The organism is Austwickia sp. TVS 96-490-7B (assembly GCF_019331795.1).
Lineage (GTDB): Bacteria > Actinomycetota > Actinomycetes > Actinomycetales > Dermatophilaceae > Austwickia.
Genome location: NZ_JAHPZL010000008.1, coordinates 514,277 through 531,137 on the forward strand (window position 1 = coordinate 514,277; position 16,861 = coordinate 531,137).

The 16,861-nt window shown below is 64.2% G+C and carries 12 protein-coding genes and 1 tRNA gene; 3 read left to right on the forward strand and 10 right to left on the reverse strand.

Going from position 1 to position 16,861, the window contains the following annotated elements; genetic code table 11:
• The first annotated feature begins 65 nt into the window (after positions 1 to 65).
• Positions 66 to 138, forward strand: a tRNA-Asn gene (locus KEM60_RS12890).
• An 89-nt stretch (positions 139 to 227) separates the two neighbouring features.
• Here the strand turns inward: KEM60_RS12890 and KEM60_RS12895 are convergent.
• The 3 genes from KEM60_RS12895 to KEM60_RS12905 form a co-directional block, all read right to left on the reverse strand.
• Positions 228 to 785: a hypothetical protein gene (locus KEM60_RS12895; RefSeq protein ID WP_219107983.1), complete on the reverse strand. Its 558-nt coding sequence runs from the start codon at positions 783 to 785 to the stop codon at positions 228 to 230.
• Positions 786 to 861: 76 nt separating this feature from the next.
• Positions 862 to 2,760, reverse strand: coding sequence for a DNA primase (dnaG, locus tag KEM60_RS12900; protein ID WP_219107984.1), 1,899 nt, complete (start codon positions 2,758 to 2,760; stop codon positions 862 to 864).
• A gap of 28 nt (positions 2,761 to 2,788) precedes the next feature.
• A complete protein-coding gene (locus KEM60_RS12905; protein WP_370626366.1) occupies positions 2,789 to 4,054 on the reverse strand; it encodes a deoxyguanosinetriphosphate triphosphohydrolase in 1,266 nt (421 codons plus the stop codon).
• Between the two features lie 152 nt (positions 4,055 to 4,206).
• On the opposite strand from KEM60_RS12905, the gene KEM60_RS12910 reads away from it, so the two are divergent.
• A complete protein-coding gene (locus tag KEM60_RS12910) occupies positions 4,207 to 5,085 on the forward strand; it encodes a sulfurtransferase (RefSeq protein WP_219107985.1) in 879 nt (292 codons plus the stop codon).
• Positions 5,086 to 5,091: 6 nt separating this feature from the next.
• Here KEM60_RS12910 and dusB read toward each other — a convergent pair whose 3' ends face one another.
• Complete coding sequence (gene dusB, locus KEM60_RS12915) at positions 5,092 to 6,324, reverse strand: tRNA dihydrouridine synthase DusB (RefSeq protein ID WP_219108230.1); 1,233 nt, start codon at positions 6,322 to 6,324, stop codon at positions 5,092 to 5,094.
• A 61-nt stretch (positions 6,325 to 6,385) separates the two neighbouring features.
• Here dusB and KEM60_RS12920 point away from each other — a divergent pair, with 61 nt between their 5' ends.
• Positions 6,386 to 6,736, forward strand: coding sequence for a hypothetical protein (locus KEM60_RS12920; protein WP_219107986.1), 351 nt, complete (start codon positions 6,386 to 6,388; stop codon positions 6,734 to 6,736).
• Positions 6,737 to 6,813: 77 nt separating this feature from the next.
• Here KEM60_RS12920 and argG read toward each other — a convergent pair whose 3' ends face one another.
• The 6 genes from argG to KEM60_RS12950 all read right to left on the reverse strand — a co-directional run bounded on the left by argG (position 6,814) and on the right by KEM60_RS12950 (position 16,834).
• The gene (gene argG / locus KEM60_RS12925; RefSeq protein WP_219107987.1) at positions 6,814 to 8,265 is read right to left on the reverse strand and encodes an argininosuccinate synthase; all 1,452 of its coding nucleotides are present in this window, start codon (positions 8,263 to 8,265) and stop codon (positions 6,814 to 6,816) included.
• A 103-nt stretch (positions 8,266 to 8,368) separates the two neighbouring features.
• The gene (locus tag KEM60_RS12930) at positions 8,369 to 11,752 is read right to left on the reverse strand and encodes a TM0106 family RecB-like putative nuclease (RefSeq protein ID WP_219107988.1); all 3,384 of its coding nucleotides are present in this window, start codon (positions 11,750 to 11,752) and stop codon (positions 8,369 to 8,371) included.
• A gap of 1 nt (position 11,753) precedes the next feature.
• Positions 11,754 to 13,529, reverse strand: a complete 1,776-nt coding sequence (locus KEM60_RS12935) for an ABC transporter ATP-binding protein (RefSeq protein WP_219107989.1) — start codon at positions 13,527 to 13,529, stop codon at positions 11,754 to 11,756.
• Positions 13,526 to 14,359 (reverse strand): ABC transporter permease, encoded by an 834-nt coding sequence (locus KEM60_RS12940; RefSeq protein ID WP_219107990.1) that lies wholly within the window; start codon positions 14,357 to 14,359, stop codon positions 13,526 to 13,528. The genes KEM60_RS12935 and KEM60_RS12940 overlap by 4 nt, the downstream gene beginning before the upstream one ends.
• Positions 14,356 to 15,303, reverse strand: coding sequence for an ABC transporter permease (locus KEM60_RS12945; protein WP_219107991.1), 948 nt, complete (start codon positions 15,301 to 15,303; stop codon positions 14,356 to 14,358). The genes KEM60_RS12940 and KEM60_RS12945 overlap by 4 nt, the downstream gene beginning before the upstream one ends.
• A 7-nt stretch (positions 15,304 to 15,310) precedes the next feature.
• Positions 15,311 to 16,834, reverse strand: coding sequence for an ABC transporter substrate-binding protein (locus tag KEM60_RS12950; RefSeq protein ID WP_219107992.1), 1,524 nt, complete (start codon positions 16,832 to 16,834; stop codon positions 15,311 to 15,313).
• Positions 16,835 to 16,861: the final 27 nt, after the last annotated feature.

A 16,861-nucleotide genomic window follows, 5' to 3' on the forward strand; every position in this document is an offset into this window, starting at 1 on the left:
GGCCGATGGGATCAGCTCAGTTTCGCGACTGGGCAGAACTTTTGTTAGAGTCTCACTGCTGTCAGTCCCCCATAGCTCAACTGGCAGAGCATTCGACTGTTAATCGAAGGGTTATTGGTTCGAGTCCAATTGGGGGAGCAACAGTGAAGGCCCGGCCACCGTCATGGTGTCCGGGCCTTCAACGTATGCCCTGGTCTGCGAGCAACTGTCCCCGACCTCAGCGGATCTCAGATACCGGCTTGCTCACGCAGGTCAGCGACGATCGCATCGAAAGCTGCCCGCACCTCAGGGTCAGTGACGTCAACGCCACGACGGGGCACCACCTGATCGATGAGCGTCCCGCGCTCGAGGTCCTTTCGCAACGAGACTCGCCCCAGCTCTCGCTCCCCCGCTGCGGCTGGCACGCTCACCACCACGCTCGCTGTGACGCGGTCCTGCACCACCGCAGCCAGAACCACCCGCTCGCCCTCAAACGACCACATCGAAGGTCGGCTTCCGTCAGCCCACGTCACCGTGATCGTCCGCGTGCGTGGCTCCCACGCTCCCGCAGCAACGTGCCACCACGGACGACGCCACCGCAGTGACCCTGCCGCCGCCACCGCCGACGGCGATGACCCGTCGCCGACCCCGGCAGGCACCTGATGCAACGCATACACCGAGGCGACAACCCACGCCTGGGTCGCGGTGTCCACCCCCCACGCCAACACACGGTCCCCTGGCCCCAAAGCCAACTGGTCGAGGACCTCCTGGGGTAACGGCGGAACCCGACGCCACGGCAACTTCACCGAAACCACCCCCCACACGCGCCGCCCGCTGCACACTCACCCATCGACAACACCCACCGCACCGGCCTTCCTCGCCTCACCCGAACTTGGACCGCAGCTGCGCCAACTGCTGTTGTCGCGCCGTCAAATCGATCGCCACTGCCCGCGCCTGCTGCGGGTCATGCTGCTCCAAGTGGCGCAAGGCCACCGTCGCATCATCGATCGCCCGCCGTAACGTCATCTCCTGCATCCGAAACACAATGTCGTCGACGTACCGCTGATCCACCTCACCAGTCTGCGGATCCCGACGGGTACGCACCTCCGCCACTGATAACGCCACCACCAGCTGACGTACCGGCTCCGGAGTGGCCGCCACCACATGAGCCACCCACGCTGCTCCTGAATCGATCTGAGCCTGCTGCCAGCCCACCTGCTGCATTGCGGCGAACACCGCACGATGGGCCGGTGAGACAAAAGAGCCCGGTTCGATCTGCTGCACCTCCGCCACCGGTACCTGACGCGGATATTGCAGCAACACTTGCAACAACAGCTGGGCCACTGCCACCGCCGGCACCCGCACATCAGGCGGAGGGAATGGATCTGACGGGTCCACGACCGGCGCTGCCTCAGGAACGACAGCCGCGCCACTCGACGGAATGGGCTGCCGAGCAGCCTTGGCGACTTCCATCGCCAACTGCTCAATGTCCACCCCAATCATCCCGGCGACAGTGCGGGTGTACTCCGGGCGTAACGCCTGGTCCCGGATGCGGGCGATGACCGGAGCCACCGCCCGCATCCCTGCGACCCGCCCCTCCGCGGTTCGCAGGTCATGTCGTCCCAGCACAGTCCGCATCGCGAACTCGAACATGGGCACCGCGTCTTCCACCAGCCCCCGCACCGCCAAATCCCCACCGCTCAAACGCAGCTCACACGGATCCTGCCCGCCTTGCGCGACCGCGACATAACTCTGGCTGGCCCAGCGCTGGTCCTCCTCAAAAGCTTTCATCGCGGCTTTTTGACCTGCCGCGTCCCCATCAAAAGTGAAGATCGTCCGCGCCGGCGCACCGCCCTGCTCATCACGCATGATGCGCCGCAGCATCTTGATGTGATCCACCCCAAACGACGTGCCACAGGTCGCCACTGCATGCTCCACCCCGGACAAATGGCAAGCCATCACATCGGTATACCCCTCAACAACCACCGCAGTCCGGTCCCGAGCGATGCTGCGTTTAGCCAAATCCAAGCCGTACAACACCGAAGTTTTCTTATAAATCGGGGTCTCCGCAGTGTTGAGATACTTCGCTTGGATCCGATCATCCTCAAAGATGCGTCTCGCCCCAAAACCGACGGTGTCACCGGTGATATCCCGAATCGGCCAGAGCAGCCGCCCCCGAAACCGGTCATAAAGCCCCCGCTGACCGCGACCCACCAGTCCCGCAGTGACCATCTCCTCCTCAGAGAAACCCTTCCCGTGCAGGTGCGCCACCAGGACCGTCCCACCCCGGGGTGCAAAACCCATCCCAAAACGCGTCGCTGCGGTCGAATTGAAATCCCGCGCCCGCAAGAAATCACGGCCCGGCCGCGCCTCCCGCCCCCGGAGCAACACCTCGGTGTAAAACTCCTCCGCGACCCGATGCGCCTCCACCAGACGAGTACGCCGACCTACACCTTCCTCACGAGGAGGCCCACCCTCCTCGTAATGCAACTCGACGCCACTCTTGCCAGCGAGGCGCTCCACCGCCTCAGGGAACGTCAGATGATCGATCTTCTGCACGAAGGCGATGACATCCCCACCCTCGCCACACCCAAAACAGTGCCAACTGCCGACCGAAGGGCGCACCGTGAACGACGGAGTTTTCTCGTCGTGGAACGGACACAACCCCTTCAACGACCCGATCCCCGCGGTGCGCAAGGTCACATGTTCCCGGACCACCGCTTCCAGATCGGCCCGTTCCTTGACGGCTTGGACATCCTCCTCACGGATGCGTCCGGTCACCTACCCACCTCCTGGTCCTGGGGCGAGTCTAAAGTCGACCCTGCCGCGACACCGCACACAGGGCAGCAGCCCGAGAGTCAGTCAGTGACGCAATCTGATCCACGACCACCCGATGCACCGCCGCATCGTCCTGTGCTTCTTCCAGATCCACGCGAAACACCGGATCCACTCGCCGCACCGGATCAGCCAGGAAGAATCCATGCAACTCCCCGATGATGTCCTCCTGACGCGCCACCACTGCCTGTCGCTCCGGAGAACGCATCACCAGATGCGCGGCGAGCGCTTTCAGCAGGAGGCATTCGGTGCGGGTCGACACGGGGATCACCAGTTGGGCCGCGTATCGACGGTGCGGTCCAGGTCCGTACGACGCAACGGTGGCTTCTTCGACCTCGGCGACAAAATGCCCGATGAATCGACTGGTCATGTCTTTCAATGCGGCGAGCGCTCGCCGGGAGCCGTCATAAGGCTGGTCGGGGACGGCGCCGCTGGCGCGGATGCGATCGGTGGCGTCCTGCAGGGCGTCGTCGCTCAGGGTGGGGTCATACCAGTCGCGGGCGACCTCGTACACCGGCTGGAGGTCGAGGGGGCTGTCGAGGATGCGGAGGTCGATGAGGCCAGCGGCGACTCCGTCTTCGACGTCGTGCACTGAGTAGGCCACGTCGTCGGCCCAGTCCATCACTTGTGCTTCGAGGCATGATGGCGGAATGGTGTCGGGGCTGGCCGGTGGGGTCTCTGCTCGGGTCCAGGTGAAGACGTCCAGGTCGTCGTCGTACACGCCGAATTTGTGGGTGGTTGCTGGTCCGTGGCCTGCCTGCCAGGGGTATTTGGTGACGGCGTCCAAGCTGGCCCGGGTCAGGTTCAGTCCGACGGAGCGTCCGTCGGCGCGGAAGCGCTTTGCTTCCAGGCGGGTCAGTAGGCGCCAGGTTTGGGCGTTGCCTTCGAATCCGCCGATGGTGGCACTGAGCTGATGTAGCACCCGTTCGCCTTCGTGGCCAAACGGTGGGTGTCCCAGGTCGTGGGCGAGGCAAGCGGTGTCCACGACGTCTGCTGAGCACCCGAGTGCGCCACCGAGTTCCCGGCCGATCTGGGCCACTTCCAGGGAGTGGGTGAGTCGGTTGCGGATGAAGTCGTCGGTGTCGGGTTGGAGGACCTGGGTTTTATCGGCGAGGCGTCGTAATGCTGCGGAATGCACCAATCGTGCTCGGTCGCGCGCGAAGTCGTCGCGGTCGGAGCGTTTCTGTGCTGGATCTTCGGGCAGCCAACGAGCCCGGTCCGCTGCGTCGTACACGGTCACGTCCCGCACTCTAGAGGGGGTGGGCGACAACGGGGCCGTACGACCTGCGGATGTCGTGTTCTAGCGCCGGGAGGGCCCCGTCCGGCGACACCGGCGCGCGCGGCGTCGTGGGGTGTTCGGTTCCGGTGGACCTGCCCGTTTACTGTTACCGCATGGACCAGCGTCCCTTGATCTCACCGCTCGAACTCGCTGCACTGCTGCGTAGCGGCCCGGGCAGCGCCCCGTTGCTGCTCGACGTGCGATGGTCATTGGGTTACGACGCCGGGTTTGATGACTATATGCAGGGGCATTTGCCTGGTGCGTTGTTCGTCGACCTGGAACGTGACCTGTCTGGCACCGCTTCCGATGGTCACGGCGGTCGCCATCCGATGCCCCACCCCGATGATTTTGAATTGGACATGGCCGAGTCCGGGGTGGACAACGGTCGCATGGTGGTGGTGTACGACGATGGCCACGGTGTGGCTGCGGCCCGCTGCTGGTGGGTGCTGCGTCACTTTGGGAAGTTTGATGTGGCGGTCCTTGATGGTGGGTTGCGTCATTGGACTGCGCATCGGTTGCCGGTGGAGAGCGGGTTGCGCACCATCGAAGAAGGCGATTTTGATCTGGGCCGTGGGGTAGGCCGGGTGGTGGACGCTGACGAGGCCGCCTTGTATGCCGCTGAAGGGGTGCTGATTGATGCCCGCTCCCCGGAGCGATTCCGTGGGGAAAGCGACCCTGTCGATCTGATTCGTGGTCACATTCCCGGCGCGGTCAATCTGCCGGCGTTGTCTTTGCTCGCCGCAGATGGCACTTTGCTGCCGGTCGATCAGTTACGGTCGCGCTTTGCTGAGGTGGGCGTGGACGGGTCTCGTCCTGTCGCGACGTACTGCGGTTCCGGGGTAGCTTCTAGCCTGGTCGCGTTGGCCCTGGCGGTGTGTGAGTTGGACATGTCTGCGGCGATGTATGTCGGATCGTGGTCGGACTGGATCACTGATCCGTCCCGTCCGGTGGAGACCGGCGCCGGGCGGGCTGTGGAAGCGTCTCTGGGCTGATCTTTTTCAGCCCCCGGAGACGGATAGTTCGGCCTGGGCTAACGCAGCTTCATGAGCTGGGCTGAGTTCACGACCGTCTAACCAGCCTTCGGGGAGGCTGACCGCTTTGGCTGATCCAGCTCTTCCCCGCTGTCCCTCCGCGTCTGCGCCCGGCCAGGGCTGGTCAGGGTCCAGGTCGTCAATCAATGCGTCCAGATCGGTGAGGCTTTCTACCAATGCCAACCGGTGTCGTACGTCGTGACCGGCGGGAAAACCTTTGAGATACCAGGCGATATGTTTGCGGATATCCCGGCATGCTTTGAATTCGTTGCCCTCGTGGAAATCGACGAGATACCGGGCGTGACGGCCCAGGGTGCGGCCTACGTCGCCCAGATTGGGACGCACCCGCACGTCGTACCCCTGGAAAGCGGCGGCGAGATCAGCGAACAGCCACGGCCGCCCCAGGCAGCCACGCCCGACAACAACGCCGTCGCACCCAGTCTGCTGGACCATGCGCAGTGCGTCTTCTGCGGACCAGATGTCGCCATTCCCTAATACTGGGGTACCAGTTACGGCGTCTTTTAAGCGGGCGATCGCAGTCCAATCTGCCTGACCTGAATAATGCTGCGATGCGGTCCTGCCGTGCAAGGCAATCGCCGCGACCCCTTCATCTTCGGCAATGCGGGCAGCTTCCAGATATGTCAGGTGGTCTTCGTCGATGCCTTTACGCATTTTCACGGTCACTGGGATATCGGCGGCCTGCGCGGCGCCGACCGCTGCTGAGACGATCTGACCGAAGAGTGTCGACTTCCACGGCAGCGCCGCACCGCCGCCTTTTCGGGTCACTTTCGGCACCGGACACCCGAAATTCAGGTCGATGTGGTCGGCGAGATCGTCTTCCACGATCATTCGTACGGCGGCCCGCACTGTCGCCGGGTCGACGCCGTACAACTGCACTGACCGTGGTGATTCTTGCGGGTCGTGGGTGATGAGCCGCATTGACGTCGGGGTGCGTTCCACCAACGCTCGGGTCGTGATCATCTCGCTGACATAGAGGCATCCTGAACCGTCGATCCCGGTGTGTGCGGCATGCTCGGCGACTGACTCCCGACACAATCGACGAAACGCCCGGTTCGTAATCCCTGCCATCGGCGCCAAAATCACTGGAGTCGGGACGACCACCCGACCCAGCCGCAACGCAGGCAAAACTGGGGTGGGAGCAGGGTCAGGAACTGGAGGATCCGCGAGGGCACTGGTCATGGTGAAACTAGTGTCCCAGACACCGCTGATGCCTCGCAGCACGATGAGTAGGCTGACGCCCGTGACCGACCCCGCCGTTCCGCGCCCCAGCGACCTGCCGGACGAGCTGCCGCCTGTCCCCGCACCTGCTCCGGCCTGTTGCAGTACCGATGCCCATGAGCATGCCGTCGATAGCCATCGGAATCGCCAACGACTGGTGGCGATCAGTGGCGCGGTAGCTCTAGCTGTCGCCGTGGTCGGGCTGATCATCGGCGGAGGCGTCGGAGCCGCCCTCACGCTGGTCATTGCGATTGGGATCGTGGCCAGCACGGTCGCGGCCTGGTCTCGGACCACGATGAATGATCGGCTGATCCGCTTCGCGGTCGCTGCCGCCCTGACCGGAATGGCTCTGGTGCGGGCTTTCCCCCGCTGATCAGGCATTCACCTCCCTGAGCGGGCCGGCCCTCAGCCCTAAAGCCACCGGTCGGCCCGCTCTACTGACCTGGCTGCTCAGTCGGCGCCGAACTCCATCGCCGCCTCATCCAGAGCTTCATCGTCCCGCAGATCCTTCGCTGATCGGGTCGCAATGGCTTCGGCCCCGCCCGGCTCCAACCGACCCACCAGGTCTGTCGTCGCCAGTCCCAGGCCTGACCCGCCTGCCTGGGCAGTGCCCAACAACCCCATCGCGACGTACTGCTCCAATCGGGAACGACTGTCAGCGATATCCAAATTGCGCATTGTCAACTGTCCGATCCGGTCCGTCGGTCCGAATGCCGAGGATTCGGTGCGTTCCATAGACAGCTTGTCCGGGTGATAGCTGAACGTCGTGCCGCGGGTGTCCACGATCGAGTAGTCCTCCCCTCGACGAAGCCGCACCGTCACCGTCCCAGACACTGCTGACGCCACCCACCGTTGTAGCGACTCTCGCAACATCAGTGACTGCGGATCCAACCAGCGACCTTCATACATAAGGCGGCCAAGTCGGCGGCCTTCAGCGTGATAGGTAGCGATGGTGTCTTCGTTGTGAATCGCATTGACCAGCCGCTCATAGGCGATAAACAGCAGCGCCATCCCGGGCGCCTCATAGACACCCCGGGATTTGGCCTCGATGACGCGGTTTTCGATGTGGTCGGACATCCCCAAGCCGTGCCGGCCACCGATGGCATTGGCGGCTAGGACCAGCTCGACCGCTGAGGTGAACTCTTGGCCGTTAATCGCCACCGGCCGCCCCCGATCGAAGGTCACTGAGACGTCTTCAGTGGCGATCTGGACGTCATCACGCCAGAAGGGCACCCCCATGATGGGCTCGACGACGTCCTCCAGGCTGGTGTCTAAATGCTCCAGCCGTTTGGCTTCGTGGGTAGCTCCCCAAATATTGGCATCTGTGGAATAGGCCTTTTCCTGAGAGTCGCGGTAGGGCAGCCCACGCTCGCCTAACCACTGGCTCATCTCATGGCGACCACCGAGTTCGTGGACGAATGCGGTGTCTAGCCACGGTTTGTAGATCCGCAGTTGAGGATTGGCCAGCAGACCGTAACGGTAGAACCTCTCAATGTCGTTGCCCTTGAAGGTCGATCCGTCGCCCCAGATCTGAACGTCATCGGCCATCATTGCCCGGATCAGCATGGTCCCAGTGACGGCCCGGCCGATGGGGGTGGTGTTGAAGTAGAGCCGCCCGGCGGAGCGCACGTGGAAGGCACCGCAGACGAGGGCTACCAGCCCTTCCTCGACGAGGGCCTGTCGGCAATCGACGAGCCGGCTCTCTTGCGCGCCATATCGTCGGGCTCTCCCCGGGACGGAGGCAATGTCTGGCTCGTCGTACTGGCCGATGTCGGCGGTGTAGGTGTAGGGCACAGCGCCCTTCTCACGCATCCAGGCGACCGCCACGGAGGTGTCGAGGCCTCCGGAGAATGCGATCCCGACCTTGTGGCCGGTGGGCAGGGATGTGAGCACCTTTGTCATGCAATGATTATGCGGCTCCTTGCATTTATATGCAAGGGTGGGTGGCGCAAAGAGCCCCCTCGATGACAGCAACACCCCACAGCCCCAACGCAACCCTGAACAATCAGGGAACAGACACTTCCGACGCACCCGCCGCAAACGTGCACAACGCATTCACCAGACGCACCTGCTCCGGGGTCCCCACCACTGCCTCCAACAACGCCGGTGACCCCACCCACACCGCCAACGCCCGCGCCCGCGAGACTGCCACATTCAACCGATGCACGTCGTACAAGAAAGACACCCCCCGCGGCGCCTCCGCCGCACTCGAACTCCCCGTCGCATAAATCACCACCGGCGCCTGCTGCCCCTGAAAAGCATCCACCGTGCCCACCCGCACCCCCGCAGGAACCGCCGCCCGCAGCCGATCCACATGCGCGTTGTACGGCGCCACCACCAACACATCATCACCGCCCATCGGATGACGCACCCCCTCAGCGTCCACCCATGAGCCCTGCAACAGATCCGCTACCAGACGCGCCACCACCTGGGCCTCCTGCGGACTGTCCTGCACATTGCCGTGATGCACCACCGGCACCTGCCGCAGCCCCGATCCAGCCAACACCCCCGGCGCATCCACCCGCTGCCGCTCCCGACCCGGCGCGGACCGCAACAACCCCTCATAGCTGACCGTCGAACAAAACTGCGTGATCACCGGATGCATCCGATACGTCACATCCAAGAACAATCCCCGATCCGGCGGAATCACCTCATGATCCCCGATCAGATGCCCCAACGCCGACACCCCAGCGCCGTACGGATGCTCTGCTTTTGTCGGCTGCGTCAACTGCTGTGGATCCCCCAACAACACCACCGACCGGGCAGCCCCAGCCACCGCGACAGCATTCGCCAACGAGAACTGACCCGCTTCGTCGATCACCAACACATCCACCGACTCCGCCAGATCCGGACGCGCCCACAACCACGCCGTCCCCCCCACCAGCCGCACCGAACCATCCGCCAACCCCGCAGCCACCGCGCCATTGTCAGCGACCTCCACCACCCCTGACGGATCCTGGTCCGCAGCGACCGCACCACCGACCTTGTGCCACGCAGGCAAACCAATCTCCCCCAGCAGATTGCGGATCACCGCATGAGACTGAGCCGTCACCCCCACCCGCAAACCCGACTCCCACAACGCCCGAATCAGCCGAGATGCCGCATACGTCTTTCCCGCACCCGGTGGCCCCTGCACCGCCAACACTTCCCCATCCAAGGCCGACCCGACCCGCACCACAGCCTCCGCGGGGCTCTCCCCCGGCAACAAGGCCAACCCCGACGGGACAATCCGGTCCACCAACGCCGCCCCCGCCGGTCGCCCCCCGGCCAACAACGCCTCACCTTGTCGAGACAAGGACTCGCGCAACACCGCATTGTCGATCGGTCCCGGCGGCATCAGCCCACGGGGCACCGCCGGATCCGCAGATGCCGCCTTAGCAAGCACCACCCATCCCGCGTCCCCATCGGCTCGCACAACCGTGCCGCAACTCGACCGCGCATCCACGTCGTACAACGCTTTGCCGACCTCGAGCCGAGCGGCTTGCGGCGGGAAACCATACCGCCACAGCCGGCTACTCACCCGCCCCGTTTTGGTCAGTTTCTCCCCCGCTGGCTCCGGCGCACTCACCCGACCCACTGCCGCCGCATCGTCGACCAATTCGTCATCGGAGGATTCCGCCCGGCGGAAAAAATCCCACCAGTCCGGCCGGTCCTCACGACGATGCCATCCCACCAACCCCGCAAACAAGTCATGCCCCGAGGCCACCAGCCGATCCGCCAGATCCCGCTCCGCGGCGGCCGCCGGTGACTCCCCCGCCGTCGTGGACTCCACCTCCACCGGCCGTTCCACCGGCGGCCCCGAGACGTCAGCGACGTGCGCTACCAACTCGTCCCGACGCTCCTCCAACCAGTCGTGCAAAGCCAACGTCGACCGCACATCCTCCCGGTTGTACTCCGCGATCCGGGTCAAGATCTGCTCATCACCACTGGTCAGATACCGCTCATATTCCACCACCGAGCTCAAGGCATCTGCGACCTCGTCCCCCTCGCCATGCCGCACATGACCCCAATACAAGTCCTCCATCTTTTTGATGGAGTACGACGGCTTCCCGATGATCAGCCCCTGTTTGACCACCTGATACAGATCTACAAACCGGCCACCGCGCAGCAACGCATCCAGGTCCGCTTCTCCCACGCCATACCTGCCAGTCAGCCGCTTCAATGCGCTCTGTTCGTACGGCGCATAGTGGTAGACATGCATCCCCGGATGCTGCTGCCACGCCTCAACCAGGAATCTCAACAACCCGGACACTAACTCCGCTTCAGCCGCCTCATCATGGGCCCACCAGGTGTGGAAACCACCCTCCCGGTCATAAACACCGGCCAGATATTCCCGCCCAGCCCCGTCTCCGGCAAAAGGATCACCTTCAAAGTCCAGATACAGATCTCCCGGATCAGGCGCCGGCAATCGAGCCAGACCTCGCCCCGGCACATGCGGAAGCAACTCATACCTGGCCCGACCGTCGATCCGCTCTGCCACCTGGATCCGCGCTTGCGCCCCCAACTTGTCAACCATCGCCCGAGAGATCCCCGGCACTGGGGCCTCCTGCGCCCCCGGATGAGCCGCCAACGCCGCAACGGTGTCAATCCCAGCCGCTCGCAACGCAGCTCGATGTCCCTGACGCATCCCTGCGACCAGAGACAGGTCGTCTTGCGCCTGCCACCTCGCCGCACACTCATCATGCCAACGACAACGGGCACATTGCGCCACCGGCTCCGGACGAGTCTGCAGCTGATCGGCGCTCCCGACCGCGAGGTCGCCATCCATCCCCAACAGGTCACCTGCCGCGACAAACCATTCCAAGCCGGCCCGGGCCCGGGCGGCATACGCCGCCACATCATCAACCCGGAAGGGTCGCTCCACTCCGTCCCCAGTCACCACCGTCAAGGACACCGGCGGCCGACCCTGCAACGTCTCCACACGGCGCGCGTACGTCGCCAACTGCAATAACGCAGCAGCAGACAGATGACGCGCCAGTTTTGTATCAACCAGGTCGTAACACCAGTCACCCAGAGACGAGGGCACCCCATCCCGACGGATCAAGAAATCCGCATAGCCCAACCACGTCCCGTCAAACAACGTGCCCTGGTAGACGACATCCGCCCCCGCTTGCATCGCTGCGACCGTCCAAGACTCCGCAAGCTCGAGATCCTGATCGCGAGGAATCTCCACGACCTCCAGCCCACGATCCCGCAACCGCTGCACATAGGCCCGTTCATGCGCCATCCCCTGATCGGCAATTAATCGCAACTGCTCGTCCACCCCGACCGCAGGACGTGACCGTTCGCCCCGAGCCACCTGCAGATCCAATGACGACGCATGCGCGCACCCCAGGAACGTGCTCAGATCCGTCGGCGAGAGCACCACCCGACCGCCTCGGGCGAACATCTCAGCCCTCCCCGCCGGGGTGCTCCTGCTCCCGCGCCGCAGCCAGATCCGCCGCGCTCACCCCAGCCAACGCCCGCTCCACTGTCGGGACGCTCGCTAACAGTCGCCGCGTATATGGCTGCTGCGGCGCGGTGAAGATCTCTTCGGTCGTCCCCACTTCGACGACCTGCCCAGCTTTCATCACAGCCACACGCTCGCACACATGTCTGACAACGGACAGGTCATGCGAGACAAACACCATCGTCAGGCCCATTTCCTCGACGAGGTCTGCCAACACATTCAATACCTGCGCACGGACCGACACATCCAACGCGCTGACCGGTTCGTCGGCAAGCAAGATCTGCGGACGGGGACCAATTGCCCGAGCGATCGATAGCCGCTGGCGCTGCCCCCCAGAAAACTGGTGCGGATATCGCTGCGCCGACACCGGATCGATCCCTACCGCGGATAACACCTCAACAATCCGCGCGTGATGGTCGGCGGATCCCACCGCGACCAGCGGTTCACGCAGACTGGACTGCACGGTGCGCCGTGGATCGAACGACCCTCTGGGGTCCTGGAAGACCATCTGCAACTGACGCCGCAAGAAGCCCAACCCGGACTCCGGGCGACCGCTGACCAGCTGCCCGTCGACGTGAACCGTCCCGGCCGTTGGACGATCCAGACCGGCCAACAGCCGCAGCAAGGTCGATTTGCCACACCCTGATTCCCCGACAATCCCCCACCGTTCGCCGCGACGCATGGTCAGATCGACATCGCGTAATGCCACAACCTGGGGAGCCGGTCCGCGCCACGCAGTTCGCGGTCGCCGATAGACGCGAGTCAACCCGCTGATCTCGACGTACGGCGATGCTTCATCACCCGGCCCGGGCAGCGGAGCGGGCAGCGTATCTCTGTCCGCGGAAACGGATGACACCGAAGCTGTCACCGGAGGGGCCACCGCGACATCACCAGGGCGAAGGACCCGAAGGCGGCCGCGTTCGTCGACATCTCGCAGATCAGAGGCAGCAACGAGCGCCTGAGTGTACTCATGTTGAGGTGAGGTCAACACCTGCCCTACCTCACCGGACTCGACGATTTTTCCGTCGCGCATCACAATGACGCGTTCACAGGTCGTCGCCACCACCGCCAAGTCGTGGCTGATGAACAACAGCCCCGTGTGACGCTCCTGCACTCCGGCCACGATGAGGTCCAGCACATTCGCTTGAACTGTCACATCTAAGGCGGTGGTCGGTTCGTCACAGATGAGCAGATCCGGCGAATGAGCCAAAGCCATGGCCAACACCACGCGCTGCCGCTGTCCTCCAGAGAGTTGGTGGGGGTAGGCGCGCACCGCCTGCTCTGGGTCGGGCAACCGTACCTCGCGCAGCAGAGCAACGACCTCGTCACGCCCACCCCGGGACGCGTCGCCATGGATGCGCAACGCTTCCGCGACCTGCCTACCCACCCGCATGGTCGGATTTAACGCTGTCATCGGTTCCTGAAACACCATCCCGAGGCGTCGCCCCCGAAGCGGGGCGAGTTCACGCTCGGTACGGGCGAGGAGGTCACCTCCTTCACCCTGTAACTCCACCGTCCCAGTGGCCCGCAGCGATTCGGGCAGGAGACCCATCACGGCGAGCGCAGTCAGGGTTTTGCCGGAGCCGGATTCCCCGATCAGGCCGACCCGTTCACCGCGGGCGATAGACAGGTTGATGCTGTCGACGAGGACGGTGTCGCGGTGGGTGATGGTGAGCCCCCGGACGGTGAGCAACGGCTTTGGTGCGGGGTGGGTCATGGCCGGTCGTCGATTCGGGGGTCGAGGAGGTCGCGGGCGCCGTCGCCGAGGAGGTTGAAGCCGAGGACGGCCAGTGCGACGGCAGCGCCCGGGAAGAGCACCAGGAGGGGTTGGGTGGCGAGGTAGTCCTGGCCTTCTTGGAGCATGCGGCCCCAGCTGGGTGTGGGGGGTGGGGTGCCCAGGCCGAGGTAGGACAGGCCTGCTTCGGCGAGGACAGCCATTCCGAAGGACACCGAGGATTGCACGATGACGGTCCCGGCTATGTTGGGCAGGACGTGGCTGAGGGCGATTCGCCAGGGGCGTCGACCAGCGACTCTGGCGGCCAGCACATAGTCGGTGTTCATGACGTGCAGGGTGCCCGATCGGGCGAGGCGGGCGAAGGCGGGGATGGTGGCGATACCGATGGCGAGCATGGCCATGGTGGTGCTGCCGCCGAATACTGCAGCGAACATGATGGCCAGGAGGAGGGCGGGGAAGGCCAGAAGGATGTCGTTGGTGCGCATCACGAGTTGCTCGAGGAATCGGTGGCGGCTCATTGCGGCGTGGACGCCTAGGGGGACGCCGACGAGGGCGGCGACGCCGACGGAGACCACTCCGACGAGCAGGGTGGTGCGGCTGCCGTGCATGAGTCGGCTAAACACATCTCGGCCGAGCGTGTCGGTGCCGCACCAGTGCTCTGTGGAGGGCGGGAGGAGCCGTGGGGTGTTGTCCACCAGGATCGGATCGTAGGGGGTCCACAGCCAGGAGGTCATGGCCATCAGCACGAGCGAGCTGACCAGGATCAGCCCCAGGGTCAGGGGGATGTTGGTGTGGGCGGGCCGGCGGCTCATGACGCGTCCCGGAAGCGAGGGTCGAGCAGGGTGTAGAGCAGGTCGGTGATGAAGGACACCGTCAAGACGATGACGACGAGGGTCATGACGATGTCCTGGACGAGGATGAGGTCGCGGGCACCAACAGCGTCGAGGAGGAGGCTACCGATGCCGTGGACGACGAAGACGCGTTCGATGACGACGGCGCCGACGAGCATGGCGGACAGTTGGATCCCGACGATCGTCACGACTGGTACGGCGGCATTGCGCAGTCCGTGTCGGATCAGCGCTTGGGCTGAGGTGAGCCCTTTGGCGCGGGCGGTGCGTAGGTAATCCTCGCGGAGCACATCGAGGACGGCGCTGCGTAGGTAGCGGGAGAGGACAGCGGATTGGACGAGTCCGAGGGAGAACGCGGGGAGCGCGAGGTGTCGTAGGAAGCCGATGGGGTTGGTGGACGGTGCGACCCATCCGGAGGAGGGGAGAAGTCGCCAGTGCACTGATAGGAGGGCGACGAGCAGCATCGCGGCGAGGAAGGCGGGAATGGCGACGCCTAGTTGTGACAGGGCCGTCAGGATTGCCCCGTCAAGGTGGCGTCGGCGTATCGCCATGAGGGTGCCGGTGGGTACGGCGATGAGGAGGGCGATGAGGAGAGCTGTCAGCACGAGCCAGGTGGTGACGGCGAGCGCGTCGAGGAGTCGTGGGGCGATGAGGTCGCCGGAGACGTAGCTGTGTCCGAGGTTTCCGGTGGCGAGTCCTTGGATCCAGCTGAGGTATTGCTGGATGAGGGGACGGTCGAGGCCGTAGTCGTGTCGGAGTGCGGCTACTGATTCTTCGGTCGCGGAGACTCCCAGGCTGACGCGAGCTGGGTCGCCGGGGAGGATGTTCATGAAGCCGAAGACGATCACGCTGCTGGCGAGCAAGCTCACCAGCAGCACCCCTACACGTCGTCCCAGGGTCCAGGCCATGTCGGGTTCAGTCGCGACTGAGTGCGGTGAGGTCGAATGACTCGGTGAGCTGGTTTTTGGCCAGTCCGGCAACGGAGGTGTCGGTGACCATCAGGTTGGGCATGAGGAACAACCAATCTGCGGCGGCGTCCTCGGAGATGATTTTGGCGGCTTCTTTCATTTTGGTGATTTGGGTCGTTTCGTCGCCAGTGTCGGCGGCGGTGAGGTCGTCGGTAACGGCGCTATTTTGGTAGTGCAAGTAGTAGTCGGAGTTCCCGAAGACAGTGCCGATGTCGCGGGGTTCGACGTGGGCGACGATGGAGGCGTCGTAGTCACTGTTTTGGAAGACCTTGGTCAGCCAGGTGGGGAATTCCATGGTGTCCATGGTCACGGTGAAGCCAACTTGTTCGAGCTGGCTCTTTACCACAGGCCCGCACGAGACGGCGTAGGGCGCGTTAGGAATGCGCAGCCGGATGGCCGGGTGGGGTTTTTTGGCGTCGGCGAGCAGTGACTTGGCTTTGTCAGGATCGTACGGGGCGACTCCGGTGAGGTCTTCATACCAGGGGTCGGTGGGAGGGACCATGCTGCCGATGAGGGTGCCTTTGCCGCCCCAACATTTGTCGAGGAGGCTGCGGTGGTCGATGGCTGCTCGGGCGGCTTGGCGGACAGCTTTGTCGGCGAAGGCCCCTTTAGCGTTATTGAAGGACAGGACAACTTCGCCGTTGGTGGTGCCTTCGATCGTGCGGAAACGGCCGGTGTCGGAGAACCGGGGTAGGGCGTCTGGCTGGACGACGGAGAGGATGTTGATCCCACCAGAGAGCATCGCGTTGGTGAGCGCTGAAGTGTCGGTCATGTATTTGAAGGTGACCCGCTCATAGTGGGGGCGTTGTCCCCAATAGTCGGGATTACGGTTCAGCGTGAGCGATTGTCCGGGCACCCATTTGGAAACGGTATAGGGGCCGGTGCCGACGGGTTTCTTGGCGAGGTCGGTGACGCCAGTACGAGAAAACATCGCGCCGGCACGGGTCGCTGCCATCCGGTAGAGCCAGTCGTTGCTGGGTTTTTCGAGGACGATCTGCACGGTTTTACCCGAGAGGATTTTGACGTCCTTGACGTTGCGCATGGTGGCTGCGGCAGCGTTGGTCCACCGGTTTTTGGCGCGTTCCACGGAAAACTTGACGTCTTCGGGGGTGAAGACGGCGCCGTTGGAGAATTTGGCGTTGTCGACGAGCTCGAAGGTGTAGGTCGACCGGTCCGGAGAGACCTGCCACGCTTTGGCGAGACTGCCGGTGATACGCCCGTTCTGGTCGACGCGCACGAGTCCTTCGTAGACGTTGGTCAGCAACGCTTGGGGGACTGATGCGGCGTCGGTGGCACCCAGGTCGAGGGTGGGTGGTGCCAGCGCCATGCCGACGGTCAGCCCGGCGCCGTCGCCGTTGCTGGTGCCTTCGGGGTCGGCGCCGGCAGAGCATCCTGCCAGGACTGCTGCGGTGACGCCCGTCGTCACGAGTGCCACCGCACGGGTGTGCGCTCGTCGGGACCGTCCGGTCATGCCTGTCCTCCCTGGCTTCAGCCCGCC

Excerpts from the sequence above, each read along its gene's own strand:
- KEM60_RS12910 (WP_219107985.1), top strand. The coding sequence starts at position 4,207 with ATGGACCAGCGTCCCTTGATCTCACCGCTCGAACTCGCTGCACTGCTG.
- argG (WP_219107987.1), bottom strand. The coding sequence starts at position 8,265 with ATGACAAAGGTGCTCACATCCCTGCCCACCGGCCACAAGGTCGGGATC.
- KEM60_RS12940 (WP_219107990.1), bottom strand. The coding sequence starts at position 14,359 with ATGAGCCGCCGGCCCGCCCACACCAACATCCCCCTGACCCTGGGGCTG.
- KEM60_RS12930 (WP_219107988.1), bottom strand. The coding sequence starts at position 11,752 with ATGTTCGCCCGAGGCGGTCGGGTGGTGCTCTCGCCGACGGATCTGAGC.
- KEM60_RS12950 (WP_219107992.1), bottom strand. The coding sequence starts at position 16,834 with ATGACCGGACGGTCCCGACGAGCGCACACCCGTGCGGTGGCACTCGTG.
- KEM60_RS12945 (WP_219107991.1), bottom strand. The coding sequence starts at position 15,303 with ATGGCCTGGACCCTGGGACGACGTGTAGGGGTGCTGCTGGTGAGCTTG.
- KEM60_RS12935 (WP_219107989.1), bottom strand. The coding sequence starts at position 13,529 with ATGACCCACCCCGCACCAAAGCCGTTGCTCACCGTCCGGGGGCTCACC.
- dusB (WP_219108230.1), bottom strand. The coding sequence starts at position 6,324 with ATGACCAGTGCCCTCGCGGATCCTCCAGTTCCTGACCCTGCTCCCACC.